Below are 25175 nucleotides of genomic sequence, written 5' to 3'. Positions count from 1 at the left end.
AATGCAGACGCATGTGACAACGACGCCCTTTGGGCGGCGGCCGATGACGCTCGGCCAGATTTCAAATCAGATGACGGCAAAGGCGGCGAAGCCAGATGCCGTCGTGCACAAGTGGCAGGTCTTCCAGGACATCCGCGTGGCCCGGGAACTCGTCGGCGCGACGGATCGTTCTCTCGCGATCCTCAACGCGCTGCTGACCTTTCACCCGGAAACGGCGCTCACCGGTGACACGGAGCTCGTCGTGTGGCCATCGAACGAGCAGTTGATGGCCCGGGCCAACGGCATGCCAGCGACGACGCTGCGGCGGCACATCGCGGTGCTCGTCGAATGCGGCCTGATCATTCGTCGCGACAGCCCGAACGGCAAGCGCTTCGCGCGTAAGGGCAGGGGAGGGGAGATCGAGCAGGCTTATGGCTTCGACCTCGCGCCGATTGTCGCACGCGCCGAAGAGATCAAGGACCTGGCGGAGGCCGTTCACGCCGAGAAGAAGGCTTTTCGGGTCGCGAAGGAGCGGCTCACGTTGCTGCGCCGGGACATCGTCAAGATGATCGACACCGGTATCGAGGAGCGGGTTCCGGGCAACTGGGGCCGAGTTCAGCAGACCTATCAGGCCATCATCGGCCGGTTGCCGCGCACGGCCCCCAGGCAGCTGGTGGAGGCCATCTGCCTCGATCTGCAGGATCTCTGCACGCAGATCCGTGACGTGCTGGAATCATTCGCTAAAGCTCAGAATCTGGATGGCAATGAGTCCCATTCTGGTCGCCACATACAGAATTCAAATCCAGACCCTCTATCTGAATCTGAACACCGCTTTTCGAAGAGTGAGGAAGCGGCCGTCATCGTCGCGGAAACCGACAACATCCGGAGCCTGCCGAAGCGGGAACTGCCTCTTGGGATCGTGCTCGATGCCTGCCCGAACTTGCGGGATCTGGCGCAGGGCGGGGAAATCCGACACTGGCGCGATTTCCTGGCTGCTGCAGAGCTGGCCCGGCCGTCGCTCGGGATCAGTCCCAGCGCTTGGCGTGAAGCGCGCGAGGTCATGGGTGAGCAGCACGCCGCGATCACCCTGGCGGCAATGTATCAGCGCGCCGGGCAGATCAACAACGCCGGCGGTTACCTGCGCAGCCTGACCGAAAGGGCGAAGGAGGAGAAATTCTCGACCTGGCCGATGGTCATGGCGCTGCTGCGGGCCCGGCTCGATGCGCAAAAATCGATGGGAGTTGACGAGGGCACTGCTGAGGGCGCCGTCGCAACTGCTAAACCTCGGTTGCAGGCCTCGGAAGCGCTCTTGAAGAGCCTGCAGAAGCCGCGGCCGTGATGAACCACGTCCTAGCCTTGGGCGGCGCCGACCGTCGTCTTGTCGTCACCGGCGATCAATCCGGAACGGCGGGCGCGGTCGATCAGGTTCTTCACCGAGGAGGGCGACCATTTCGAGCCGCCGCGCGGCGTCCGCTCGTGCAGCCGTTCGAGCTGGGTTGCGATCTCGCGCAGCGTCAGGGTCGGGTTCGATACGTGGATGCCGGCCACCAGCGTGACCAGGCGATCCTCCGGGAGGCGCGGAGGAGATTTTCGCAAGAGCGCCCGGTCGGCCATGTGCTCGCTGACCAGCCATTTGACGGCGCGGCGGAGGCGCTCAGGGGTCCAGTCGAAGCCGCGTTGCTTCAGCACGCGGGCGACGTCGTCCCAGTTATGATCCGGCCGCATGCGCCTGACCGTCGGCAGCCATTGGCTCGCCGTCGCCTGAATGCGATCCCCATAGGCCGCCTTCTGGGCCGCGGTCATCTTCGCCAGCATCTCCGGCCGTCGCTCGCGAATGCCGGGATTGCCGGGAAGCCGGCCCTTGGCCTTCGCTGCCCTGATGCCGGCCTTGGTCCGCTCGGAGATCAGCGCGCGCTCGAGCTGCGCCACGGCGCCGAGGACCTGCAGCGAGAACATGCCCTGCGGCGTCGTCGTGTCGATCGGATCGCGCAGCGAACGAAAATGCGCCCCCTTCTCCGTCAGATCTTCGATCACGTCGAGCAGATGGCTGACGGAGCGTGCCAGGCGGTCGAGCCGGACGACAATGAGCGTGTCGCCGGCGCCGATCTCCCGCAGCAGCTTCGTCAGGGCTGGCCGAGCACGCGATGCGCCAGAACCGTGCTCCTGGACGATGAGATCGCAGCCGGCCGAGCGCAGCTCGATCTCCTGGGCTTCTGTCGTCTGCTCGTCGGTCGACACCCGTGCATAGCCGATCAGGCGTCCCTGGGGTCGACGGGAAGCTCGATTTTGGGTGTCGCGGGCCATTTGGAGCGCCTGAGAGAACGCAGAGCATCGGTTTTCCAAATTCAGAAGATACGGATAACTGATCGTTTGTAAACGTCTCTAGGTGCTATTTCCGGCGCGCGAGCTGCGCGAAAACCCAATGAAATCGGGGCTTCTCGTCGATCTGAGGCACGACCGGCGTGCCCCTGTTCAATCCGGACGGCCAGGCAACTCTACCCACCACGAGCGTGTCTGTTAGATATCTATGTGACGGAAATCAAAATCGTGATAGCTTCTGTATTGATATCGAAGCGGCGTATTTACAATGGGTTATGAAATTGGAGAACTGCCACTTCGGACCCTGCTTCCTGAGGTGGCGCGAGCTGAGGACCAGCTGGCTCGGCTCGATGAGATCGTGCGCCGCAGCCCGGTCCGCGAGGGGTTCGCGGAGCGCGGGCATTTCCTCGAGGCGGCCGCCAGCATGTGGATCTCGGGCCAGCTTCTCCACATCGAGGACCTGGTCTTTCACGACGCCCACATGGATATCCGGTCGCCGACGCATGAACTGGTTGTCGGCCACGTCATCCTTCGCGCGCGACGTCGCGTCGCCGGCGCTGAGCCTGGGTGGGCAGTTTCCGAAGCCGGTATCGCGGCTCTAACGGGGGCCGAGCGCATCACCTCGCCGAAAGCACCAGGCATTTCTGATGAGAGGGGAGGGGAGGAGGACGAGGCACCTCCCGATGATGACGATGATCCACTTTCTCGCGAGCTCGCACACATCGATGCGATGCTGGAACGCTCGCGGCGCGTTCTGGACGGGATCGCCACGCAGGCGCCGGTGGCCGTTCGCGAAAAGCCATCGCTCGTCGTCGGCGAGCTCGTTATCCGCGATGCGGGGTGGGACGAACAGGAGCGGCTGTTCGAATGGCATGGAGTAAGGAGCGACGCAGCTGATTTGCCGCCTGTGTTGTCGGCCGCGCTTCTCCTCGACGCATGGGAAGCTATTGAGCCGTTGCAGCGGCAGCATTGGCTCGGCAGCCAGCTCGTCGCGACCTGTCTGCAGGCGCGAGGCAAAGTCGTTTCGCACCTGCCTGCGCTCAACGTCGGCCTGAAAGCCGTACCTCGCGAGCGGCGGCGCTCTTTCGATCGGACAAAGCGATTGCTCGCCTTCCTCGATGCGATGTGCCTCGCGGCGGAATCGGGGATGAAGGAGATCGCCCGGCTCGATCAGGCCCGCCAGCTTATGGAGCGCAAGCTCCGCGGCCGCCGGTCGACCAGCAGTCTCCCGGCCGCGATCGAACTGATCCTGTCAAGGCCGATCGTTTCGGCTGCCATGGTCGCTAAGGCGGCCGACGTGACACCCCGTGGCGCCCTCAATCTGATCGCTGAGCTTGGCGTTCGCGAGATGACGGGGAGGGGGAGCTATCGCGCCTGGGGCATCCTTTGAGCGTTCGTCCTTGAATTTTGCCCTCAGCCATCTGCGCGGCGTGATTCCAGAGGAAGTCACCGGAGAAGGCGACGGGTTCCTATCCGACTGGCGAGGTGTGAACTAGGAGGTCGTCGGGAACAGTTTCGCCGGTTGATAGCAGGTGAGCCACAGCACCGAACATATAGGTGGAGTGCCAGTAGATGATGGCGGCGATGACGAGGTCTAGGGCTTGTTGAGGTTCATCTTGAATTTATGACGGCGGCGCAAGCGTAGATCATCGCTGAGAAATTCCGGTCGGTTTTGTCGGACCGCATGGCGATTGCCTTGAACTCTTTGAGTTTGCAGAAGAAGTTCTCTATTAGGTGCCGCCACTTATAGACTTCCCTGTCGACCTCGATCGGATGTTTTCGCTTGGGGCGCTGCGAGATCACGATCTGTGCACCGCGCTCGTTCATGTCCTCGATGATCCAGTTGGCGTCGAACGCCTTGTCAGCAAGGATCGCCTCGAACGCGATCCCTTCGATCAGCGGAGCCACTCCGATCGTGTCGTAGCGTTGACCTGGCAAGAGGTGAAACCGGACGAGGTTGCCAAGGGCATCGGTCAAGGCAAGGATTTTGGTCGTCCATCCGCCTTTCGATCGTCAGATCGCCTGATTTTGAGTCCCCCTTTTGCGCCGTGTCCATGGCGGTGGACCGGAACGATGGTTGCATCGATCATGGCATATTCCATGTCCGGATCATCCGAGACGGCTTCGAAGATCCGTTCGAACACGCCTTTTCTCGACCAGTCATCGAAGCGTTTGAAGACCGTATTCCAATTGCCGAATTCGGCCGGCAGATCCCGCCAGGGGCTGCTGGTGCGCGCTTTCCACAGAACCGCTTCGACAAAAAGCCGATTGTCGCCTCCGCTGCGGCCCGGATCGGTGCCTTGCCATGGCAGTGCGGAGCCATCTTTGCCCACTGGGAATCCGTCAAGACAGTCCGAAGCATCATCAAACTCCTCAAAAGGAGCTTGAATCATGATATCGCCGTCCAGAAAACTCTGAACCTCAACAAGCCCTAGTCCAGAGGCGCGATATTCTAGAGACTCGCGGCTCTGATCGATGATCCGGCCCTGTCTGAATGTGCAGATGGTCTGGGCCAGGGCATGGAACCGCGACGGCCGCGGCGGATCTTCGCCGCTTGCGCGATGACCGGGTGTGGCCCGCGGGGTCATATCCTTTGATCGGTCGGTCGCGGCGGAACTCGCCTTCCGAGGTCCAGTTTTGGGGCTGGACTGATGACCGCCAGCTTCGCCATGCGTCGTTCAAAGGAGTCAGGGGTGGCGCCGAGCTAGACGATATCCCGGATATCGCATCGAGCGGCCGAACGTGCTCGCTACAAACAGATCGGGCCGCCCGGCGGGTGAACGCTCGGGCAGCCCGATTGCATCGAGGTGGTGATCAGACGGTGGTGCCGATTCCCGAGACTGCGAGGATCTCGGTGGTGACGAACGTCTGGGCGATCTGTGTCTTGGTCATCTGTACCTCCTACTTGCTGGCATTGAGATGGGCGGAAACCAGGTCTTTGAAGCGCTTGTTCTTGAGACGTTGACGGAGATGACCCCAGTCGGGATTTTTCTCAATCGAGAGCACCTCTCCGGGGCTGTACGCGACGTCCGAGAAACCGCGATCGAAGGACATGAGCGGCCCGTAGAACTTCATCAGGATGTCGTCGGGCTGATTGAGCCGGTTGGCAACATCGAGACCGTTATAGGCGAGACGCCATTCCCAGGGCGCGGTGAGCATCGCGTCGAGGAAAAGCTCGATGGCATTGATTTCCTTAAGCTCGGCCGTGACCTCGTCCTTGCGGATTTCCGTCTCATCCGTGATGTAGAAACCGCGAGCAGTGACGTGATTCAGCAGGAGGTACGCATCCAGTTCCCGGATCTTCTTCATATCGGGATGATGCGGGTTTTTCTGCAGCGTATCTGCAACCAACTTGCGGGCTTTTTCGAGAGCATCAATGCCGCGATCCAAGATTTGGCGGAAGCTCTTTTCATTGCCAAACATGGATTGCTTATTGTTCAGCATCGCGCGGGCATGGCATGCCGCGAAGTACAGGTACAGCGCGCCGATCTGAGCCCATTCGCCGAGCTGATTAAGTTGGGTCGTATACTCGATCGTCTGGACGCAGACGAGGAGCTCCTGGCTTCCCGGCCGCTGCTTTGCTGCGTTCAGCATGAGCCGGAGATCGGCAAGGCCGTCGGGGAGGGGGAACGGATAATGGGCCGTGAAGAGGCTGGTGATTTGGCTGCGCACCAGCGGGGAGGCTGAGTGGTGCCTGGGCCACCCCATGAGGTATCGGATCACGCGTTCGCTGACACCAAGGTCGCGCGCCAGCTTTGGAACGGTGCCGAAGATGTATTTCTTGAGGACGTTCAACTCGGGAGCAAGGCTTCCGGCCATTGTGCAAGCCCTAGTGAGTGGGGGTGCGGACGAACGCGAAGGAAGCTGAAGAACCGCTCCTGAACGGAAAATGAATTGATCGGTAACGTGAGGTGGCAGCATGTCCGTAAATCATACGGATAACACGTCGTTAACCAGTGAATAGACCGACATGGCGTTGATTTCGTAGCGTTTTCTCAACCGGCGCCGTTGCCGCAAGCCCCCGTCGCGCCTGACGGACATCGCGGCGGAGTCGGGAGGAGAAAACCATGACCAATACGAAGTTCGTTGCCGCGGCGCTCGCCGCGGTCATCGCGAGTCAGGCGGCGCCGGCCGCGGCCAGCTACTGCGAGGAGCGGGCAGGCCCGAGCCGTGCCCAGGTCGAGGCCAAGGTCAACGAGATGCTCGGCCCCATCGACAAGGGCATCGCCGAGATCATCAAGGGCGGCGGCGATCCGAGCAAGATCGCGCTGCAGGCTGAGGATGGCTCGTTCAAGACCCTGCCGGCGCTGCGGAACCGCCTGCTGGCTGATAAGGCTGCGGCGAGCCGCCAGATCGACGAGGCGGTGACGTCCTGCACGAAGGACTTGAAGCCCCTGCAGGATGTCACCGATGCGTATGTGACCAGCTTGACGGGCGGCCTGAGCAAGGTGTTGCCCAAGCACATGCTCCATGTGGATGTGGGCCAGATCCTGGGTGGTAAGCCCTTCGGAGGCGAGTGGGCCGTCATCCCGCATCTGCGGGAGCAGATTCTTGCCGCGCTCGGCCTGAAGAATGATCGTGGCTTCGTCACCTCGTTCTTCCGCGACCCGATCCGCACGATCCTGGGTCGGCGATAAGCGGTCTTGCCGATCAGGCTACAATCAGGAGGGAGGCGCAATCGGCGCCTCCCTCTTTGCAACAGGCGGCCGGCGCCCTTGATGGCCTCGATCTTGTCGCCGTCGGGATCGAAGACAAAGGCGCCATCGTAGTGAGCGTGATAACTTGCGCGCACACTTGGGGCGCCAGCATCGGTGCGGCCATGGGCGAGTGTGGACCGGTAGAAGGTGTTGACCGTCTCCCGGCCTCCCGCTGAAAAGGCGATGTGAGTCCCGTTGCCGTTGGAAGCCCTCTTGCCGTCGACCGGTGTCTCGATGCTGAAGAGGATGGTGCTCACGCCGTAATCGGCTGATCGGTCGCTGCTACCGAGAAGCCTGAGCGGCGCATGGAGTTATTTCTCTGATCAATAAATGAATGCGGCGTGCACTCGCCGTTGCGGCTGCAGCGTTTGTGCCGAGCATATGCGAGAGATGACCGGCCGTGGGAGCCAACGCGCTTGAGGAATTTCATAGGAAGCGCAAACCTACCCATGCCTAGTATTGCGTTCTGGTCAGTCCGCTATCACGGTTTCGTACGCGGCAGAAAACAGGTCAAGGTTGTGGTCGCTATCCGCAGTCAGAAATTGGAGCGCGTATTTGACCACAGCCGCGTGCCGGCAGAGCTAGCGCAGTCCCCCGCCGACGCCGGGCTCTTGTTCTAACGTGTCGTTTGGCGGTTACCTTGACGAGCGCACCCCGAGCAGTGGCGGCAGGATATCTTCGGGCAGGCGGATGCCTGGCTGCAGGCTCCGAGGATGCGACAGTGACGCAGCCGCTTGTTCCGGCTTCGTCGAAGCGACATTGATTGGGGGAAAGATTGGGGAATTCAGGCTCGCGGTGGCTTCGATGGGAGCCCCATATTCACGCCCCCGGCACGGTGCTCAACGATCAGTTCAAAGGCACGGGCAGCTTCGAACAGTACCTCGCTAAGATCGAGTCGGCGACACCTGCCATTCGCGCGTTAGGCGTGACCGACTACTATCTGCTCGACACCTATGAGCGTGTCCGCGAGGCGAAACTTCGCGATGGGCGGCTTGCTGGTGTCGATCTTGTCTTCCCGAATGTCGAACTGCGCCTAGCCTTCGGAACGGTCAAGGGGAACTGGGTAAACTGCCACCTGCTGGTCAGTCCGGATGATCCCGACCATGTCGGAGCCACTCAGCGCCTTCTGGCGCAACTGACCTTCGAATATTCCGGAGACCGTTTCGCTTGCACTCCGGACGAGCTGATGCGGCTCGGCTCTAAGATCGACCCCAGCCTCTCCGGCCGGGCCGCGCTGGCGCGCGGCGCGACACAATTCAAAGTCAGCTTTGAGCAGTTGGCCGAGCTTTACCGCGCGATCGATTGGGCCAAAGCCAACATGCTCGTTGCTGTGGCCGGCAGCGAGCATGACGGTACTTCCGGTATGCGCGGTGAATCCGATGGCGCGCAGCGCCAGGAGGTCGAGCGGTTCGCGCACATCATTTTCGCTAGCGGCGCGAGCCAGCGCGATTTCTGGCTAGGGCGCAAGGGCAGCGCAACGCCACAGGAGATCCGAGCTCGCTATGGCGCGCTCAAACCGTGCCTGCATGGCAGCGATGCCCATGAAACCGCAAAGGTCGGAGCTCCGGACGGAGATCGCTATTCCTGGATCAAGGGCGACGCCCATTTCGACGCGTTGCGGCAGGCGGTCATCGATCCCGAAGGGCGCGCCTTTGTCGGTGCTGCGCCCCCGATCCGTGCCACCCCGTCTCAGGTCATATCTCGCGTGACGATCCAGGGCGCGGCCTGGGCGACAACGCCGAAGGTCGAGCTCAATCCCGGCCTTGTCGCAATCATCGGCGCGAGAGGTTCAGGAAAGACTGCGCTTGCTGACGCGATCGCGGCGGGGTGTGATGCGGCCTCGGAGCACCTTAGCTCCGCCTCCTTCTTGGTGCGGGCAGGGGATCTCCTCGAGGGAGCCAGCGTCCGGCTGGATTGGGGCACCGGCGAACCTTCCCAGCGCGACCTGCTCGACTACGAGTATGATACTGAGCTCGACGGCCGATTTCCGCGGGCGCGCTATCTCTCGCAGAAATTCGTCGAGGAACTCTGCTCGGCTGACGGGATGACCGACGCGCTGCTGCGCGAAATCGAGCGGGTGATATTTGAAGCCCATCCCGAAAAGGACGGCACGTTTCGGTTCGATCAGATGCTAGAATTGCGCGCAACCCGGTACCGCCTCGGGCGCCGGCGCGAGGAAGAGGCGATTGGAACCTTGTCCGACAATATCGGACAGGAACGAGAAAAACGGCGGCAGATCGCGGGGCTCAAACAGCAGCTCGCCCAGAAGGAGCAAACCGTAAAGGGCCTGGAAGCAGATCGCGACAAGCTTATCGTGAAGGGCACGGAAACACGAGCTGATCGGTTGAGCATTATCGCCGACGCCGCAGAAAAGGTTCGCTCCTACCTCCGGTACTTCGCCAACCAGGAGAGCGCGCTGCTTTCCCTCCAGGACGAGGTGAGGGCTTTTCGTCAAAACAAGGCGCCGGAGGCGCTGCGGCAGACAAAGTCGAGTTTCGTGGCCGCGCGCCTGGAGGACGCGGACTGGCAGGCGTTCCTGCTGGAATATCATGGAGATGTCGACGCCGCTTTGACTGCAAAACTCGAGAAAGCCCGAAAAATGGCGGCGGGTTGGCGTGGGACTGTGCCGACTCCCCCAAGCGATCCCAATCACTCCTATCTCGCCGACGACGCCGACCCGGAGAAGACTCCGCTGGCAGTGCTCGAGGCGGAGGCGTTGCGGCTCCAGGGCTTGATCAATATCGACACCGAGACAGCGAAGAAGTTTGCCGGACTGGTCAAACGCATCGCCGAAGAGAACACCCAAATAGAGGCTACGCGCGTAACGCTCGCCGACTGCGAAGGAGCGGCCACACGAATGGCGGAGTTCAGCAAGCGTCGGCGGGAGACCTATCTTCGTGTGTTCGAGGCGATCATCGCTGAGGAGCAGGTCTTGCGCGACTTGTATCAACCACTGGTCGACCGACTAGGGGCTGCCCAAGGCACCTTGCGTAAGCTCTCCTTCTCGGCTCGACGGCATGCCGACGTGAGCCAGTGGGCATCGACGGGCGAGAGGCTCTTCGACCTGCGCCGTGCAGGCGATTTCAGGGGAAAGGGGTCGCTCGAACAATGGGCCAACACCCACCTTCGTAAGGCGTGGGAGACCGGCGACATCGCCGCCATCGACGAAGCCATCCAGCAATTCACGGAAGCTTGGCAGGACGATCTTCTCGCCCTAGCCAATGTGGCGGCCAACGATCAGGCAGGTTATCGCAGCTGGTTGATGCGCTTCGCCAAATGGCTTTTCAGTACCGATCATATCCAACTCTCGTACAGTATTGATTATGAAGGAACCGACATAACGAAGCTCTCGCCGGGGTCGCGAGGGATTGTCCTTCTTCTCCTCTACCTTGCACTCGATGAAAGCGACCACAGCCCGCTGATCATCGACCAACCGGAAGAGAATCTTGATCCGAAATCGATCTTCGACGAACTCGTCGGCCTGTTTGTCGCAGCCAAGAGCAAGCGTCAGGTCATTATGGTGACCCACAATGCCAATCTCGTCGTCAATACGGATGCCGATCAGATTATCGTAGCAACCGCAGGCCCACATAAGTCCGGCGACCTGCCGCCGATTACCTATCAATCCGGCGGGTTGGAGGACGCGGAAATGCGCAAACTCGTCTGTGACATCTTGGAAGGGGGCGAGGCGGCATTCAAGGAGCGCGCTCGCCGTTTGCGTGTCAGCCTCGAACGGTAGCGCGCGCCATCAGCGCGCCGATAGGGGGTAGTATACATGACGGTCTCTTCCGCCGCCATCGGGCCGACGAACATGTCGCCACCGCGCAGGGGCCAAGAGTTGGGAGCACGTGTGCTGAACGATGCGCGGGAGCGTTCGCTGATCCCGGAAGGGTGTCACGAAGCTCCAGCCTGCCGATCGCGGATGGTCGATGACCTCTCAGGCTCTTCTCACGTAAATGCTCGTCGGCGCGTGAGTGCCCGAAACGTCGATCGAAGCGCCGGCCCCGACTCGCGAGATCGAAAGAAGGGCGCGATCATCACGCTCGCCTTCGCTTGCCGGAAGCCGCCCTTCACTAAACGCATTCTGTTCGTGCAGGTCGAGATCTGCCCAGAAGCCATCTGTCCCAACTAGCAACGTCTGGTCCTTGAGATCGGTCAAGGTCAGATCGGGTGCGATGAAGCGCTTCGATCGAAAGCTTCGCGTGAGAACGTGCCTCGCGTCAGCCTTTACCAGGGTCTCATGCGGGATCGCCGCTAGTGCGTTCGCGAGCGTATGTGGCTGCAGAAGCCATGATATCCGCCCATCGGTATCGCGATGGCCAAGTAGGCAATCGCCGGCGTGCAATACGATGGCGGGTGGCGCGGCGTCCGCGTACAGCAGGACGTAGCTTGCCGAGGCCTTTTTGAAATCCCCTGCAAGGGCCACATGCGTCATGCGAAGCTGTTCCGTCATCGTCGCGGCGGTGACCTCCGCGGGCGTGGTCACGAACCAATCGACGACGTGACGCGCGATCTCGCGCGCGAACAGTCCGCTCGCCGATCCTGAGGTCGATCCGTCAAGAACGATTGCCAGGATTGAACCGCCGCGAATGCCGATTCCGGCGTGATCGCGATTGTCAGCCGTTCTGGTCCCCTGCTGACAGTGCCATCGGACAGCAAACCCCATGTCAGTGACCATCAAATTCGCTGATCGCGACCAGGCGTTCGTAGACGATGTCCGCGCGTCCTGCCGGTCCTCGAACATTCCCTTCGAGAAAGTGCTCGAAGCTGGGATTGCCCAGCATCGCCGCTATCTGCTCGGCGATATAGGTTCGGATCTCGGGGGCGGCTGCCGCGATCTCCTCCACGAGCTCTTCCCGCCCATCGACGAGCAAGAGAATATCCTCCGCATCTCGGCTGCCGAGGAGGTCGCCTCCACCACGCCCGCGATAGGCCTCCAGTTTGGTGGCGACGAAGAGCGGAGGCGTAAGGTGCCGGATCTCGAGCGCTTCCTCCAGCGCCGCTGGAACTGCCGTCTTGACCCCCTCCGCATACCAGCGATTGCTGAAACCGAGGATCGCCTCATCGTCCGGCATGAAGTCGACTTTGAGCTCGCCCAGCTTCATGCGGCAGATGACATTGTCGTCCGCCGCCTCGGTGAAGCCGCGCTCTCGCAGCTGAGCCATCAGTTCCGCCCATTCCGCAAAGCCGGCGAGATCCACGATCAGGTCGACATCATCAGTTGCCCTGACGCCTTCCAAAGTGATTGGGTCGGTTATGTAGAGAGCGGTCGTGCAGCCGCCGACAAAGACGAGGCGCGGCCGAAGCTCGTCGCCGAGCGCCACGGCGACGGCCTTGAGCATTTCCTTCAACTGGCCCTGGATCGTCATCCCAACCTTCCCGCCAGCAGGTTGGCGGCCACACCCGCTTCGCGTTGATGGCCGAGGCGGATAGCATCGACGAGCGCGAGATAGGCGTAGAGGCGCTCGTCCCGTTCCGCGGCTTCGGGCACGGTTTTGAAGAGCGGTTCGACCGATTGACCCATCTCCTGACCGCGCGCATAGGGCCACACGCTGATAATGTTGCCGGCGCTATGCAGAGATTCCCGAAGCACTGGCGCGGCAAATGCCGTAGGCAAACCGCGCTGCATGGACCCTGGCTTCGCCGGAAATACAAACTTCAGACCGTGGACGATGAATTCGCGGAGCTGACGCCGGTTCGGCTTTGCTCTCCCGGTCTTCCGGTCCCTGATTGCAATGCCTGAATCGAGGCTGCGCTTGATCGAAGCGCTGACCTCAGTCTTGCTAATCCCGAGCGCCGCTTCCAGACCGCGTACGGAATAGAAATCCTCTCCCGTCACGACGCCATATCGTGCAGGTTGCTGGCCGATTTCGCGCTCGCCGTCCTCCAAGCTCACCAGCTTGAGCAGGACGACCACATCCTGGCTCTTCATCATCGAAGTTGCGTGCGTCCTCTGTCCTCGGACAAAGGACACTTGACCATGCGGCGCACCGCAGTGTCAACGCCGGTCCCCTCGGATTGGGACGCTCCTCCAGTTTTTCGAGCCGCTTTGTGCTGCTCACCGACCCACTACCTTAGGCGAGGGCGTTCTCTTGTGCCGATTTCAGATGTATACGACGGTGCGTTGATTTTGATTTATGCCGAGGCCTCTTCGTGATCGCCCATAGCCTCACGTTTCAGCTTCCATGAAGGTGCCGAAACCCTCCACAACCGGCCCCGGGCAGGACGAGCTCAATGAATTCCAGGCAGCGTCACTGGTCGGGATGTCGCCCAAGCTGCTTCGCTGGCTCACCAGCTATGCACCAAAGCAGGACTCCAGCCGCAAGCTGAAGGCGCGCAAGGGGGATGACCAGATCTACTTCGAGCGGGCAGAGCTCGAGGGCTTCAACGACTGGCTAAAACTCCCATGGCCCAAGAAGGACGGCGGCCGGCCGCCCGTGCCCGAAGGTATCAGGCGGGAGATTCAGGATGAGGCCGGCGGCGAGTGCGCCATCTGTCACGCCCACGCCAATTCCTGCGAGGCTGCCCACATCGTCCCTGTCGCAAAGACGCAGAACAATCATCCCGAAAACCTGATTTGGCTCTGCGCCAATCACCACACAAAGTTCGACAAACACACCTACGGGCCCAAGGCGGAGAACGCCGAGTTCGTCGCTAGCTTCAAGCATTCCCTAACCTATTACCGGCGGGCGCTTTGGCAACTGCAGGCCAAGGCGACGGGGCAGCTGTTCACAATGCTGAAAGCTTGCGAGAGCCTGAACTTGCAGTTGGCGGCCGCCACAACTCCGGACGAAGTCACCACCGTCACCAAGCTGGCGAAGGAGGCTTTGGCCCAGGTGCCGAACATGGCGCCGACTTCCAAGGAGGACCCCCATTTTGGGGCCTTCGAAGCGATGTCGGCTGAGTTCAAAGCCCTCGCCGACAGCTCGACTGGGCCGCAGGATATCGGCGCCACTCTGCATCTTGCCGCGTCAGTGAAGGCCGAGTTCGCCCAGCGGGCGGGCTATGTGAACTGTCCCCTCTGCGCAGGTAGCGGTCATTACAATGGCGAGGACTGCCCAGCCTGCGACGGCGAAGCGGAGCTGACAGAGCGCGACGCGGATGCTGTCGATCTCACCCGCTACGAATTGATCGAGTGTCCTCTCTGCGACGGAAAGCGAACCTTCAGAGGATGCGACTGTCCCGCTTGTGGCGGCGATGGCGATTTGGAACGACGCTACGCGGAGCAGATCGACACCCGCGAATGGGAGGAGGTCGATTGCCCGGCTTGTAGCGGTTCTGGCAAGCTGCGGGGCCAAGACTGCCCCGCCTGCGGCGGTGACGGTAAACTTGAGCGTCAACAGAGCGATAGGATTGACCTACGGGAATATGAGCTCGTCGATTGCCCCGTTTGTAAAGGCGAAGGACGATTTCGTGGTGAGCAATGCCCGGCATGCGGCGGCGAGCGCGAGATGGACCGCCGCTATGCCGACGGGATCGACCTGCGAGATTATGAGCGCGTCGAATGCCCTGTTTGCGAGGGCGCGCGTGATTGGCATGGCCGCCCATGCCCAGCCTGCGATGGCGAAGGTGAGCTCGATCAGCGGGACGTCGACCGGATCGACATGCGCGATTTCCAGATGGTCGACTGCCCCGCCTGCGAGGGGCGAACTAGCGACTACTGCGCGACCTGCGGCGACGAACGCATGATCCCCCGCTTCATTGCCGAGCGGTTAGAGTAGAGGCTTACTTTGCGTGTCCTCGGTCTGGGGACAGCGGACGCGCCGCTGGTCGGCAAATTACCGCGAGCTGATGGGCTCACGCTGCGTACGGCCCAGCCCTCTGGCGATCCGCGTCTCCAGCTAATCGGCCATCACCTCAGCGGTGACGCAGATGGACCCGGAGATACGGAGGGTCCAGAGCAGGGCCGGCCTATCGGGAGCTCGCATTAGCCGAGATCATGCTCAATATGAGAAAGGCCACGGTCGAACCGGAGCCTCCAATGGGTGTCCACGAGGCCCACTTCAGCCGGGCCTCGAACTCTTTCGACCGGCAACATGGTCGTTGTGGCAGTCGGTTGAAATCAGGCAGCCTGCTTGGCCGGGGCGGCGGCGGGAGTAGCCTGCTTGACCGCCGCCTCGACGGCAGCGGCGGCAGCCGGAGCAGCCTTGGCGACGATGCCCTCGAACGGCTTGTAGGCGTCCTTGGCGAGAGCGGCATAGAGCTCGCCCATCTTGGTCACCTGGGCGACGGCGTCCTCGAACGCGGTCTTGACGTACGCTGCCTGGAGCTCGAGAGCCTTGTCAAAGCTCTTCGCGCCGGCGAGCTTCTCGATGAACGCGGTGTTGGTCTCGAAGGACTTCTTGGCATAGTCGGCCGCTTCGGTGGCGATGGTCTGCACGCCCTTGGAGGCGGCGTCGAAGGCCTTCAGCGTGGCGTCGATGTTGTCCTTGGAAGTCTTCTGGAGGGTTTCGATCTGCTGGTTCATGGTTTTCTCCTTGCGCACCCTGGGTGCCCCTTTGCTGAAGGGCCATTGGGCCCGACGTATCGCCCCCAGGCTCGTGTGAAGAGAGCTCACCACCGGGGATTGATCGTCATATTGTGCAGCGCAGCATAAACGTCAAGGACATGCTGCAATGCAGCAGGTGCGGACCGTTTTGGTCGCGACCGTTCGGGCCTCAGCAGCGCTCATCCTCGCGGCTGCAAAAGGCGGTATGATGACGGCATTGTCGTTTGATGCGCTCGCGCTGAGGAAGGGACGGACCTCGCCTCTGATGCCGGCGCGGCGTCGGCTATAGCGAGAAGTCGAAGCGATAGGTCGCCGAGACCCCGATCATGAGCTGATCGCGTGAGCCGCGTTCTCGCACCAGGCTGGATTGGGCCGCGGCCCCATCAGGCGGCTGCCCTTCGCAACTGGGAACAGCGGATCGAGAAGCGCTTCGGCGAACCTCTCGACCTCCTCTGGACCGGTGGACGGCTCCGCGTCACCACCTGGAAATCGGCGTACTTCACCTCCTTGATCCGGGCACGGATCAAGGTCGCTATCTCGGTTGCGACAGGGATCCCGCCGCGGCGCTTGCGAACGCCCCTTGCAGCAGCAGAACATAAGCTACCGTCAGCGCGAGCCGCGCGCGGATGACGACCGTTCTGGTCAATCGCTCGTTCACATGTGTGGTATTGCGGATCACGGTCAACCCGCGGCGAGGTCGAACATTAGCTTGATGTTCAAGGCGATGATGATCGCGGCGATCAGGGCGGCGGTGATAGTTAGCCATTTCGGCGCAACCATCTCGCCCATCTTCGCCTTGGATGCGGTGAACATGACGAGAGGCACGATCGCGAAGGGTAGCTGCAGACCAAGAATGACCTGGCTGAGGATCAAGAGTTTGCCGGTCTCCCCCGCCCCGTAGAGCCATGTCACTAAGATCGCCGGGATGATGGCGACGAGCCGGGTCACGAGCCGCCGGACCCAGGCCGGCAGCTTGATGTCGAGAAAGCCCTCCATGACGATCTGGCCGGCCATGGTCGCGGTCACCGTCGAGTTTAGACCGCAGCAGAGCAGCGCGATGGCGAAGAGCGTCGGCGCGATCGACAGGCCCAGCAGCGGCGCCAACAGTTCATGCGCCCGTTCGAGTTCGGATACCGTCGTCTGGCCCGTTTTGTGGAAGGTCGCCGCCGCCAGGATGAGGATCGAGGCGTTGACCAGGAGCGCGAACATCAGCGCCGCGGTGGAGTCCAGTGTCGCCCATTTCAGGGCGTCGCGCTTCTCCGGCAGGCTCTCGCCGAAGGCGCGCGTCTGCACGATACCTGAGTGAAGGTAGAGGTTATGCGGCATCACCGTCGCACCGATGATGCCGAGCGCGAGATAGAGCATCTGCGGGTTGTTCACGATTTGCGTCGTCGGCGCGAAGCCGCGAACGACCTGACCCCAGTCTGGATCGGCCAACGCGATCTGAACGCCGAAGCAGATCGCAATCACGCCGAGCAGGGTGATGACGAAGGCCTCGATCCAGCGGAACCCCTTGTTCTGCAGCCAGAGGATCACGAAGACGTCGAGCGCGGTGACAACAACGCCGATCTCGAGCGGCATGCCCAAGAGCAGGTTGAGCGCGATCGCGGTGCCGATGACCTCGGCGAGATCGGTGGCGCAGATCGCGAGCTCCGCGAGCGCCCAGAGCGGCCAGGCGACGGCGCGGGGATAGGCGTCGCGGCAGGCCTGGGCGAGGTCGCGACCGGTGGCCACGGCGAGCCGCGCGCAGAGCGCCTGCAGGATGATCGCCATGATGTTGGAGACCAGCGCGACGAAGAGCAGTGTGTAGCCGAACTGGGCTCCGCCCGCGAGCGAGGTCGCCCAGTTGCCGGGATCCATGTAGCCAACGGCGACGAGATACCCTGGCCCGAAGAAGGCAAGAAACTTGCGCCAAGGCGTCGCGCTTTGCTTGACCGAGATGGTCCTGAAGACGTCGAGTAGTGACGGCTCGCCGCGCGACTTTCGCCAGCCGGTTTCGGTGGCTCTGACCTTGTCGAGCATCTAGCATCCCATAATTGCAATTGATTTGCAAAAGCTGTTATCTGGCTTCCACGGAAATTGTCAATGCACTTGCGAGATGCCTCAAGAGGAATCGTCATGACGACCCATGTCGATGCGCTGATCGCGCGATATCGGAATTCAGGGCGGCGAGTCACTGGACCGCGCCGGGTCATCGCCGAGGTGGTCGCTCATGCGACGGACCACCCCGACATTTCCGAACTGTATCGTCGGGTCGCGGAGATCGATCCGCGCATCTCGCTATCGACGGTCTACCGCACGCTGAAGGTGTTTGCGGCGAAGGGCCTGGTCGAGCGCCACAGTTTCGCGGGCGGGCGGGTCCAGATCGAGCCGGCGGCCGAGCGCCATCACGACCATCTGATCAATGTCGACACCGGCGAGGTCGTGGAGTTCCGCTCGGATGCGATCGAACGGCTGCAAGCGGAGGTTGCCAAGCAGCTCGGTTTCGAGCTGACGGGGCACAAGCTCGTCCTCTACGGACGTCGCACAGCGAGGCCTGACGGATAGCGTGCCTCCCGCTGCGACTTAATTGCAAATCAGTTGCAACTGCATTGACTCTACCTCCCTCCGCGGTAATCTCGGCTCGACTTTATGCGAATGGATCGCAGTCGCAGGTTGAGGGAGATCGAGATGGCGCGGCGCCGGCTTCTTGCGTGGATCGGATTGGCGCTGGCAGTGGCTTTGAGCCAGAACGCGCCGGCACGGGCCGATATCGGTGTCGAGACGCCGTGGCACCCCGCCGCGGCCGCCTATCGCAGCATGATGTTCCTAGGTGATCTCAAACCCGTGGTCTGGGACCAGATTGGCACCGCTTATGAGAGCCCCCATCCGGCGGCGGCGGTGTCGCGGCCGGCCAAAATCTACTTCGAGAGCCTGAAGGGGAGTGCCGCGGACGCGATCGTCAAGGCGATCGCGGCCAAGAACCGCCAGGCGCTCTATGAGGCAGCGACGCGGGCAACTTCGCAATTGACGCGCCAGGCGCTGGCCGAGGCGGCTGACAGTCTCACTATGCCCGGCAAGGCACATCAGAAGGTGATGGAGGCGCAGACGCTCTATCGCTCCTTCGGCGAATTCATCGACCAGACCGATCCGGAAGCCGGCAAGCGGCTCGGGCGCGCTTGGTTGGAGCTGACCAGCAGCGTCGGTTCGCAGGGCGTGCTCGGCACTGGCGCGGTCGCTCCCGAGCTCGAAGTGTTTGCCGCCGCGCGCAAAGTGATCGAGGACTATCTCGCTGCCAACTACGAGCCGGAGCGCTTCACAGCGCGCGAGCGCCTGACGCCGCTGCCGGAAAGCGTCGCCGCCGCCCAGGCCGAGGTCAAGGTCCGGCCCTGGCTGCCGCCGGGCAGCAATCTCAATAATCAGGATCCGCTGCCTAAGCTCGTGCTGAACTTCGAGGAGCGCGAGATCAAGGAAACCGATCTGCCGCTCGTCGCCTATGGCGACATGCTGTTCGACAGCCCGCTCATCTTCGGCGAGCCGGCGCGCTCGCTCGGCCTCGCCTGTTCGTCTTGCCACAACCGCAGCGACGTCAACCAGACCTTCTTCATCCCGGGCATCAGCCACCAGAAGGGCGCGATCGACACGCGGGGCTCGTTCTTCAACCCGCTCTTCAATGACCACCGGCGCGGGAGCCTTGACATTCCCTCGCTGCGCGGTTTGCGCTTCACCGCCCCGTACGGCCGCGACGGCCGCTTCGGTAGCCTGCGTGACTTCACCCGCAACGTCATCGTCAGCGAGTTCGCCGGCAACGAGCCAACGCCGTTCATGCTCGACGCGCTCGTCGCCTACATGATCGAGTTCGATTTCTTGCCTAATGACAAGCTCGACAAACGCGGCGAGCTGACCGAAAAGGCCTCGGCCTCGGCCGTCCGCGGTGCAAAACTGTTCCGCAAGCCGTTCCCACAGATGGACGGCAAGGCCTGCGCCACCTGTCACATCCCATCGGCCAATTTCCTCGACCGGAAGGCGCACGATATCGGCTCGGCCAGGCCGAGCTACGAAGGTGGCCGCGACGGTGCCTTCGACACGCCGACCCTGCTCGGCGCCAAGTTCACGGCACCCTATTTCCACGATGGCTCAATGCCGACGCTGGCGAGCGTCGTCGATTGGTTCAACGACCGCTACAAACTCAAGCTTCGCAAGACGGAGCTGGCCGACCTGACCGCCTATCTCGAGACCATCGGCGACGCCAACGAGCCCTACCAGAAGTTCGAGGGCAAAAAGACCAAATTCCGGCTTGACTGGGAGGAACTGACCACCTTCGCCTCGACCTTCGAGACGCTGTTGCCCAAGCGTGACGCCAAGCACGCCGATCTGATGCTGGAGACGGTCGCGACCGATCTCGCGGCTGATGCCAGCGGCATGGCCAATACGGCGGCCAAGCCCAAGGTCTATGAAGTCGCCGGACTTCTCAGCGACGTGCGCAAGGCGATCGTTGCCGACGACTGGGCGGCAGCCGAGAAGAGCTGGGCGCGATTCAAGGAGTTTCAGGCGAAGTACGACGAGGAGATGTATTGAGATGACGCGTCTGACGATTGACCGCCGCGCGCTCGTGCTGGCCGGCCTCGCCATCGCAGCGGCGCCTCTGGCCCCGGCCCTGGCGCAGAAACGCAAGGAACTGGTTCTCGCCTTCATTCCGCAGGAGAACCCGGAAAAGCTGCAGGGCGACATCAAGGTGATCTCGGCCTGGCTTGCCAAGGAGATCGGCGTGCCGGTGCGGGGCTTCGTCGGGAGCGATCACGCCGCCGCGGTGGAGGCTCTGCGCAACAACGACGCCGACATCTCCTTCATGGGCGCGCTGCCCTATGTCATCGCCAATGCCCAGACCGGGGCAGTGGCTGTGCTGGCCGAGGTCTATCGCGGCAGCCCGGCCTATACCGGCCGCATCTTCGTGCGCCGCGATAGCGCGATCGCGCAGCTCGCCGACCTCAGGGGCAAGGCCATCGCGTTTGCAGATCCGATCTCGGAATCGGGCTATCTCTATCCGCTCGACATCTTCGTCGAGAGCGGGCTGCTCCAGCGCGGCGAGGATCCCAAGCGCTTCTTCGGCAAGGTCTATTTCGCCGGCGGCTATCAGCAGGCCATGCAGGCGATGCAGGCCGGGCTGGTCGACGCCGCCGGCGTCAGCCAATACGCTGATCTCCTGCTGACGCCGGATCAGCAGCCGCAGGTGAAATGGATCGCCGAGTCCAAGCCGATCCCCTCGCATGTCGTCATCGCGCGCAAGGACCTCGACCCGGCGCTCAAGGCAAAGTTCGTCGCCGCCATGCTCAAGCTCAACGAGCCGCAGAACGTTGCGCTGCTCAAGCACGTCTACAGCCCGGACGGCTATGTGGCGGCCGATCCGAAGAGCTTCGACGGCGTCAGGGAGTTGGCGAAAGCCTATGGGTTGATGAATTAGGGTCACCGCCATGTCAGGCAGCGCAGTTGCGCTCGACAATCTGTCCTTTCGCTACAAGGGCGAGGATCGTGGCAGTCTCGCCATCGCGCAACTGCGGATCGAGGCTGGTGAGAAGGTGGCGCTGATCGGCGCCTCCGGCGCCGGCAAATCGACGCTTCTCAGGCTGCTCGACGGTCGCCTGCGCGGCTTTCGCGGGCAAGCCAGCGTGCTCGGCCGTGCCCTCGACCCGGCCAGGTCGCTGCCGCGCGCCTGGCGTTGCGACACCGGCTTCGTCTTCCAGGAATTCGCACTGGTCGAGCAGGAGAGCGTGCGCCAGAACGTGCTGAACGGGCGGCTCGGGCGCGCGCAGCCCTGGGGATCCCTGCTCGGGCGCTTCGGCCAGGACGACCACGATGCTGTGGAACGGGCGATGGGCGATGTCGGCATCGCCGAACTCGCGGGCAAGCGGGTCGACCGCCTCAGTGGCGGCCAGCGCCAGCGGGTCGCCATCGCGCGCTGCCTGGCGCAGGATCCGGCGCTCCTGCTCGCCGACGAACCGATCAGCAACCTTGATCCAGTAACGGCGCAAGCGATCCTGGCCCTGTTGCACGATTGTGCGGCGCGCCGGGGCGCGACCTTGCTGGTCTCCTCGCATCAGCCGCGCCTGATCGCCCCTTACGTGGACCGATTCATCGCGCTCGATCGCGGCCGCGTCGTTTTCGACGGGCCGCCAGAGGCGTTGCGCGACGACACGCTGGCCGGCATCTACGAGGAGGCCGGACTGGTTCCGGAACCCGCCTGATGAGCGCACAGGACAGCCTCGCTGTTTCCCCGGCCAGGGCCACCGGACCACGCCGCGACCGCGACGGGCGCTCCCGCTCCTATGCGCCGTTCCTGTTCTCGCTGGCGCTGGCTGCACTGATCGTCTGGTCCTGGAGCGGCAGCGACATCGAACTCGACCGGGTCGCTAGCAGCGGCGGGCGCATCGCCGAATTCCTCGCACGCATGCTGCCGCCTGATCTGTCGGTGCTGCCCGTCGTGCTCGAATCCTCAGCCGAGACTTTGCGCATCGCCGTGCTCGGCACGCTCGGCTGCGTGCTGCTCTCGATTGCTTTTGGCCTGCTTGCGGCTGAGACGCTGACGCCGCGCTGGCTGCATCTGCCGGTGCAATGGTGCCTCGCCACCATCCGCGGCATTCCGCTGCTCCTTGTCGCGATGCTGATGGTCGGCGCTGTCGGGCTCGGGCCGCTGCCGGGCATCCTCGCCATCGCCTTCCACGCCACCGGCATGCTGGCGAAATTCTACGCCGAAGCGATCGACGGCATCGACCGCGCCCCGATGGAGGCGCTCGACAGCGCCGGCGCCACCTTCCTGCAGAAGCTGCGCTTCGGCGCCTGGCCGCAGATGGCGCCGGACATCGTGCGCGACACGTTGTTCCGTTTTGAGATGAACCTGCGTGAATCGCTTATTCTCGGCATCGTTGGGGCCGGCGGCATCGGATTCTACATCCAGGTTTATGTTAGGACCTTTCAGTATCAGAAGGTCGCGACGCTCACCCTGGTCGTTGTCACCTTCGTCATCCTGATCGAACTGGCCAACGGGCTGATCAGGCGCGTCCTGCGTTGAGCCGGCAGGGGTATCGGCGATGACGATGTCTTGAAATAGTCTCGCTTTCGCAACCAGCCCAGTCATGACATTGCTATTCCCATGCAGCTTCGGCTCCTCGCGCATTGTTTAGTTCTGGCCCTGTTCGTCACGGCCACGATCCTGGCTGCCTTCGTCAGCCCGGCGTCAGCGAGCTTCGGGCGGACCGATGCCGTGGAAATGGCAATGCCTATGGATGGCGCGATGCCGTGCTGCCCGCCGGACCAGGGCAAGGCCAAGGACTGCGCGACCAACTGCCCGGCGTTGAGCTTCTGCTTGGCCAAGTGCTTCGCCAGTGAACCGACGTCGTTCGTTGCGCTCGCCCGGCTCATCGTTGCCCAACTCGGACTGGGCGGTGATGACGCCGATCATGTTTCGCGGCCGTTCGAGCCGCCCGCCCGACCTCCGCGAACCTGAGACATCGCCGACGCTTGTGCGTCGGCACCGACCGCGCGGCAGCGCCGACGGTCGGTGAACCGTGGCCATCGCCACGTTCAAGGCTGTGCGCCCGCGCGGCAGCCTGATGGATTCAGGATTTCGACCATGACCCCTATCAACACGTTGCGCGCGCTCGTCGCCGCGTTTCCGCTCGCCGCCCTCGCGGTGCCGGCGCTGGCGGAGATCAAGGACTATGAATTCCGGCTCGTGCAGAGCGAACTCAAGCAGGGCAACGGCGTCGTCGTCGCCGTCCAGCTCGTCGACAAGCGCTCGGGCAAGCCGGTTCCGGACGCCGTGATCTTCGCCCAGCGCATCGACATGGCGCCAGACGGCATGGAGACGATGGCGTCGCCGATCGAGGCGATGCCCTCGACCGAGCCCGGCACCTATCGCTTCAAGACCAATCTGACCATGGCCGGGGGCTGGCGCCTCTCGCTGGGCGCCAAGGTCCAGGGCGAAACCGGCACGCTCGAAAACAAGCTGATCCTCAAGGCAGTGCCATGAAACGGATCGCCCTCACGGGCCTGGCTCTCGCCGTTCTGGCGGCGGCAGGAGCGGGCTATTGGGCCGGACATCGCGGCCTTCCGGCGGCTGGCCCGCGCGGGGGGCTCGGCAGCGAAGGCTCGCTCGCGGCGAACGAGCCTGCCGGCACCGGGCCGGTGATCTACTATCAGGACCCCGACCGGAAGCCGGTGTATGCGGCTGAACCGCGCCAGACCGGGGATGGCAGGCCGTTCAGGGCCGTCCGTGCCAGCGAGGATATCAGCTTCGAGGAGAAGCCTCCGGGCGAAGAGCGGACGGCCCAGGCCGGGAAGGGGCGCATCCTCTACTACCGCAACCCCATGGGACTCCCGGATATCTCGCCGGTGCCGAAGAAGGACTCGATGGGGATGGATTACCTCCCCGTCCATGAAGGCGAGGGAAGCGACGACGGGGTCGTCAAGCTTTCGCCCGGCCGCATCCAGCGCAGCGGCGTGCGCTCCGAACCCGTCACAAGCCGCGCCATCGCACAGTCGATCCGCGTGCCCGGCACCGTCCAGCTCGATGAACGGCGTGTGTCCGTCGTGTCCCTGCGCGCCGACGCCTTCGTCCAGGAGGTCGCGCCGATTACGACAGGCGACCGGGTCTCAAAGGGAACGCGGCTGGCGCGCATCTATTCGCCCGAGATCAGCACGGCGGGCGCGCAGTTCATCACCGAGCTCAACGCCGCCGCGCGCGGCGGACCTGAAGGCGGCGCGCGGCAGCGGCTGGAGAATCTCGGCGTTCCGCCCGAGGTCATCGCCGAGATCGAGCGCAGCCGGAAGGTGCCGCTGAGCATCAATTGGTCGGCGCCGCGCGATGGCATCGTGCTGGAACGCAATGTCAGCGACGGCATGAAGATGGCGGCCGGCGACAGCCTGTTCCGGCTCGCCGACATTTCGATGATCTGGGTGCTGGCGGATGTGCCGGAACGGGAGCTGGCCGCGGTTCGGATCGGCGCACCGGCGACGGTGCGGCTGCGCGGCCGTCCGGGCACTGCGTTCGAGGGGCGAGTCAGCGTGATCTACCCGCAGATCGCGGAGGCGACGCGCACGGCGAAGGTCCGCATCGAGCTCGCCAACCGCGACGGCATGCTGCTGCCGAACATGTATGCGGATGTCGAGATCGGCTCCGGCGATGCAAGCCCGGAACTCGCTGTTCCCGACAGTGCCGTGATCGACACCGGCACGCGCCGCCTCGTCATCCTCGATCGCGGCGAGGGCCGTTTCGAGCCGCGCGACGTCAAGCTCGGCCGTCGCGGCGACGGCATGGTCGCGGTCAGCGAAGGCCTCTCCGAGGGCGACCGCGTCGTCGTCTCCGCCAACTTCCTGATCGATGCCGAGAGCAACCTCAAGGCTGCCCTGAACGGTTTCGCGCAGCCGGAGGCCAAGCCATGATCGCCCGCCTGATCGCCTGGTCGGCGCGCAACCTGATCTTGGTGTTTGTCGGAGCGGCCTTCGCCGTGGCAGCCGGCGTCCATGCGCTCAGGACCTTGCCGCTCGACGCCATCCCGGATCTCTCCGACGTCCAGGTCATCGTCTACACCGAATATCCCGGCCAGGCGCCGCAGGTGATCGAGGACCAGGTCACCTATCCGCTGACCACCTCGATGCTGACCGTGCCGAAGGCGCGCGTCGTGCGCGGCTTCTCCTTCTTCGGCGTCTCCTTCGTC

General features: G+C 63.0%; 21 protein-coding genes and 3 pseudogenes. 14 read left to right on the top strand and 10 right to left on the bottom strand.

Features of this window, described 5'->3' with window-relative positions; genetic code table 11:
- Position 1 precedes the first annotated feature (1 nt).
- Positions 2-1318 (top strand): plasmid replication protein RepC, encoded by a 1317-nt coding sequence (repC, locus tag WFK61_RS21500; RefSeq protein WP_336814112.1) that lies wholly within the window; start codon positions 2-4, stop codon positions 1316-1318.
- An 11-nt stretch (positions 1319-1329) separates the two neighbouring features.
- Here the strand turns inward: repC and WFK61_RS21495 are convergent, their stop codons facing one another.
- Entirely contained in the window at positions 1330-2283 is a 954-nt protein-coding gene (locus tag WFK61_RS21495; protein ID WP_336814111.1) for a recombinase family protein, read from the bottom strand.
- Positions 2284-2566: 283 nt separating this feature from the next.
- On the opposite strand from WFK61_RS21495, the gene WFK61_RS21490 reads away from it, so the two are divergent.
- Positions 2567-3688, top strand: a complete 1122-nt coding sequence (locus WFK61_RS21490) for an RHE_PE00001 family protein (RefSeq protein WP_336814110.1) — start codon at positions 2567-2569, stop codon at positions 3686-3688.
- On the opposite strand, the pseudogene WFK61_RS26140 reads toward WFK61_RS21490, so the two are convergent.
- From WFK61_RS26140 to WFK61_RS21480, 3 genes and pseudogenes are all read right to left on the bottom strand, one after another.
- Positions 3615-3896: pseudogene (locus tag WFK61_RS26140) on the bottom strand (Tn3 family transposase); the annotation flags it as partial. The gene WFK61_RS21490 and the pseudogene WFK61_RS26140 sit on opposite strands and share 74 nt — an antisense overlap.
- Before the next feature lie 13 nt (positions 3897-3909).
- Positions 3910-4666: pseudogene (locus WFK61_RS21485) on the bottom strand (IS5 family transposase).
- 533 nt (positions 4667-5199) lie between these two features.
- Positions 5200-6117, bottom strand: coding sequence for a hypothetical protein (locus tag WFK61_RS21480; protein ID WP_336814109.1), 918 nt, complete (start codon positions 6115-6117; stop codon positions 5200-5202).
- A gap of 248 nt (positions 6118-6365) precedes the next feature.
- On the opposite strand from WFK61_RS21480, the gene WFK61_RS21475 reads away from it, so the two are divergent.
- Positions 6366-6935, top strand: a complete 570-nt coding sequence (locus WFK61_RS21475) for a hypothetical protein (RefSeq protein WP_336814108.1) — start codon at positions 6366-6368, stop codon at positions 6933-6935.
- 835 nt (positions 6936-7770) lie between these two features.
- Entirely contained in the window at positions 7771-10734 is a 2964-nt protein-coding gene (locus WFK61_RS21470; protein ID WP_442896347.1) for a TrlF family AAA-like ATPase, read from the top strand.
- Between the two features lie 198 nt (positions 10735-10932).
- Here WFK61_RS21470 and WFK61_RS21465 read toward each other — a convergent pair whose 3' ends face one another.
- From WFK61_RS21465 to WFK61_RS21455, 3 genes are read right to left on the bottom strand one after another with little or no spacing between them, the layout of a single operon-like run.
- Positions 10933-11673, bottom strand: a complete 741-nt coding sequence (locus WFK61_RS21465) for a hypothetical protein (RefSeq protein ID WP_336814106.1) — start codon at positions 11671-11673, stop codon at positions 10933-10935.
- Positions 11663-12364, bottom strand: a complete 702-nt coding sequence (locus WFK61_RS21460; RefSeq protein WP_336814105.1) for a hypothetical protein — start codon at positions 12362-12364, stop codon at positions 11663-11665. The genes WFK61_RS21465 and WFK61_RS21460 overlap by 11 nt, the downstream gene beginning before the upstream one ends.
- The gene (locus WFK61_RS21455) at positions 12361-12930 is read right to left on the bottom strand and encodes a hypothetical protein (RefSeq protein WP_336814104.1); all 570 of its coding nucleotides are present in this window, start codon (positions 12928-12930) and stop codon (positions 12361-12363) included. The genes WFK61_RS21460 and WFK61_RS21455 overlap by 4 nt, the downstream gene beginning before the upstream one ends.
- A gap of 250 nt (positions 12931-13180) precedes the next feature.
- Here WFK61_RS21455 and WFK61_RS21450 point away from each other — a divergent pair, with 250 nt between their 5' ends.
- Positions 13181-14716 (top strand): zinc finger domain-containing protein, encoded by a 1536-nt coding sequence (locus WFK61_RS21450; RefSeq protein ID WP_336814103.1) that lies wholly within the window; start codon positions 13181-13183, stop codon positions 14714-14716.
- A gap of 341 nt (positions 14717-15057) precedes the next feature.
- Here the strand turns inward: WFK61_RS21450 and WFK61_RS21445 are convergent, their stop codons facing one another.
- The 3 genes and pseudogenes from WFK61_RS21445 to WFK61_RS21435 all read right to left on the bottom strand — a co-directional run bounded on the left by WFK61_RS21445 (position 15058) and on the right by WFK61_RS21435 (position 17505).
- A complete protein-coding gene (locus WFK61_RS21445; protein WP_336814102.1) occupies positions 15058-15462 on the bottom strand; it encodes a phasin family protein in 405 nt (134 codons plus the stop codon).
- A 304-nt stretch (positions 15463-15766) separates the two neighbouring features.
- Positions 15767-15865, bottom strand: a pseudogene (locus tag WFK61_RS21440) (MipA/OmpV family protein); the annotation flags it as partial.
- A gap of 299 nt (positions 15866-16164) precedes the next feature.
- Positions 16165-17505, bottom strand: coding sequence for an Nramp family divalent metal transporter (locus tag WFK61_RS21435; RefSeq protein WP_336814101.1), 1341 nt, complete (start codon positions 17503-17505; stop codon positions 16165-16167).
- A gap of 96 nt (positions 17506-17601) precedes the next feature.
- Here WFK61_RS21435 and WFK61_RS21430 point away from each other — a divergent pair, with 96 nt between their 5' ends.
- The 9 genes from WFK61_RS21430 to WFK61_RS21390 all read left to right on the top strand — a co-directional run.
- Complete coding sequence (locus tag WFK61_RS21430) at positions 17602-18030, top strand: Fur family transcriptional regulator (protein ID WP_336814100.1); 429 nt, start codon at positions 17602-17604, stop codon at positions 18028-18030.
- A gap of 123 nt (positions 18031-18153) precedes the next feature.
- Positions 18154-20040, top strand: coding sequence for a cytochrome c peroxidase (locus tag WFK61_RS21425; protein WP_336814099.1), 1887 nt, complete (start codon positions 18154-18156; stop codon positions 20038-20040).
- A 1-nt stretch (position 20041) separates the two neighbouring features.
- Positions 20042-20923, top strand: coding sequence for a phosphate/phosphite/phosphonate ABC transporter substrate-binding protein (locus WFK61_RS21420; protein WP_336814098.1), 882 nt, complete (start codon positions 20042-20044; stop codon positions 20921-20923).
- A gap of 10 nt (positions 20924-20933) precedes the next feature.
- A complete protein-coding gene (locus WFK61_RS21415) occupies positions 20934-21704 on the top strand; it encodes a phosphonate ABC transporter ATP-binding protein (protein WP_336814097.1) in 771 nt (256 codons plus the stop codon).
- Positions 21704-22528, top strand: a complete 825-nt coding sequence (gene phnE / locus WFK61_RS21410; protein WP_336814096.1) for a phosphonate ABC transporter, permease protein PhnE — start codon at positions 21704-21706, stop codon at positions 22526-22528. The genes WFK61_RS21415 and phnE overlap by 1 nt, the downstream gene beginning before the upstream one ends.
- An 81-nt stretch (positions 22529-22609) precedes the next feature.
- Positions 22610-22963 carry a hypothetical protein gene (locus tag WFK61_RS21405; protein WP_336814095.1) on the top strand — a complete coding sequence of 118 codons (354 nt, stop codon included), beginning with the start codon at positions 22610-22612 and terminating at the stop codon, positions 22961-22963.
- A gap of 126 nt (positions 22964-23089) precedes the next feature.
- Entirely contained in the window at positions 23090-23488 is a 399-nt protein-coding gene (locus tag WFK61_RS21400) for a FixH family protein (RefSeq protein WP_336814094.1), read from the top strand.
- Positions 23485-24900 (top strand): efflux RND transporter periplasmic adaptor subunit, encoded by a 1416-nt coding sequence (locus WFK61_RS21395; RefSeq protein ID WP_336814093.1) that lies wholly within the window; start codon positions 23485-23487, stop codon positions 24898-24900. The genes WFK61_RS21400 and WFK61_RS21395 overlap by 4 nt, the downstream gene beginning before the upstream one ends.
- A partial coding sequence (locus WFK61_RS21390; protein ID WP_336814092.1) for an efflux RND transporter permease subunit occupies positions 24897-25175 on the top strand: 279 nt, incomplete at its 3' end. The genes WFK61_RS21395 and WFK61_RS21390, both read left to right, overlap by 4 nt.

The sequence above is a fragment of the Allobosea sp. MMO-172 genome, from assembly GCF_037147855.1.
GTDB lineage: Bacteria > Pseudomonadota > Alphaproteobacteria > Rhizobiales > Beijerinckiaceae > Allobosea.
This window is presented reverse-complemented; position numbering and strand designations above follow the sequence as displayed.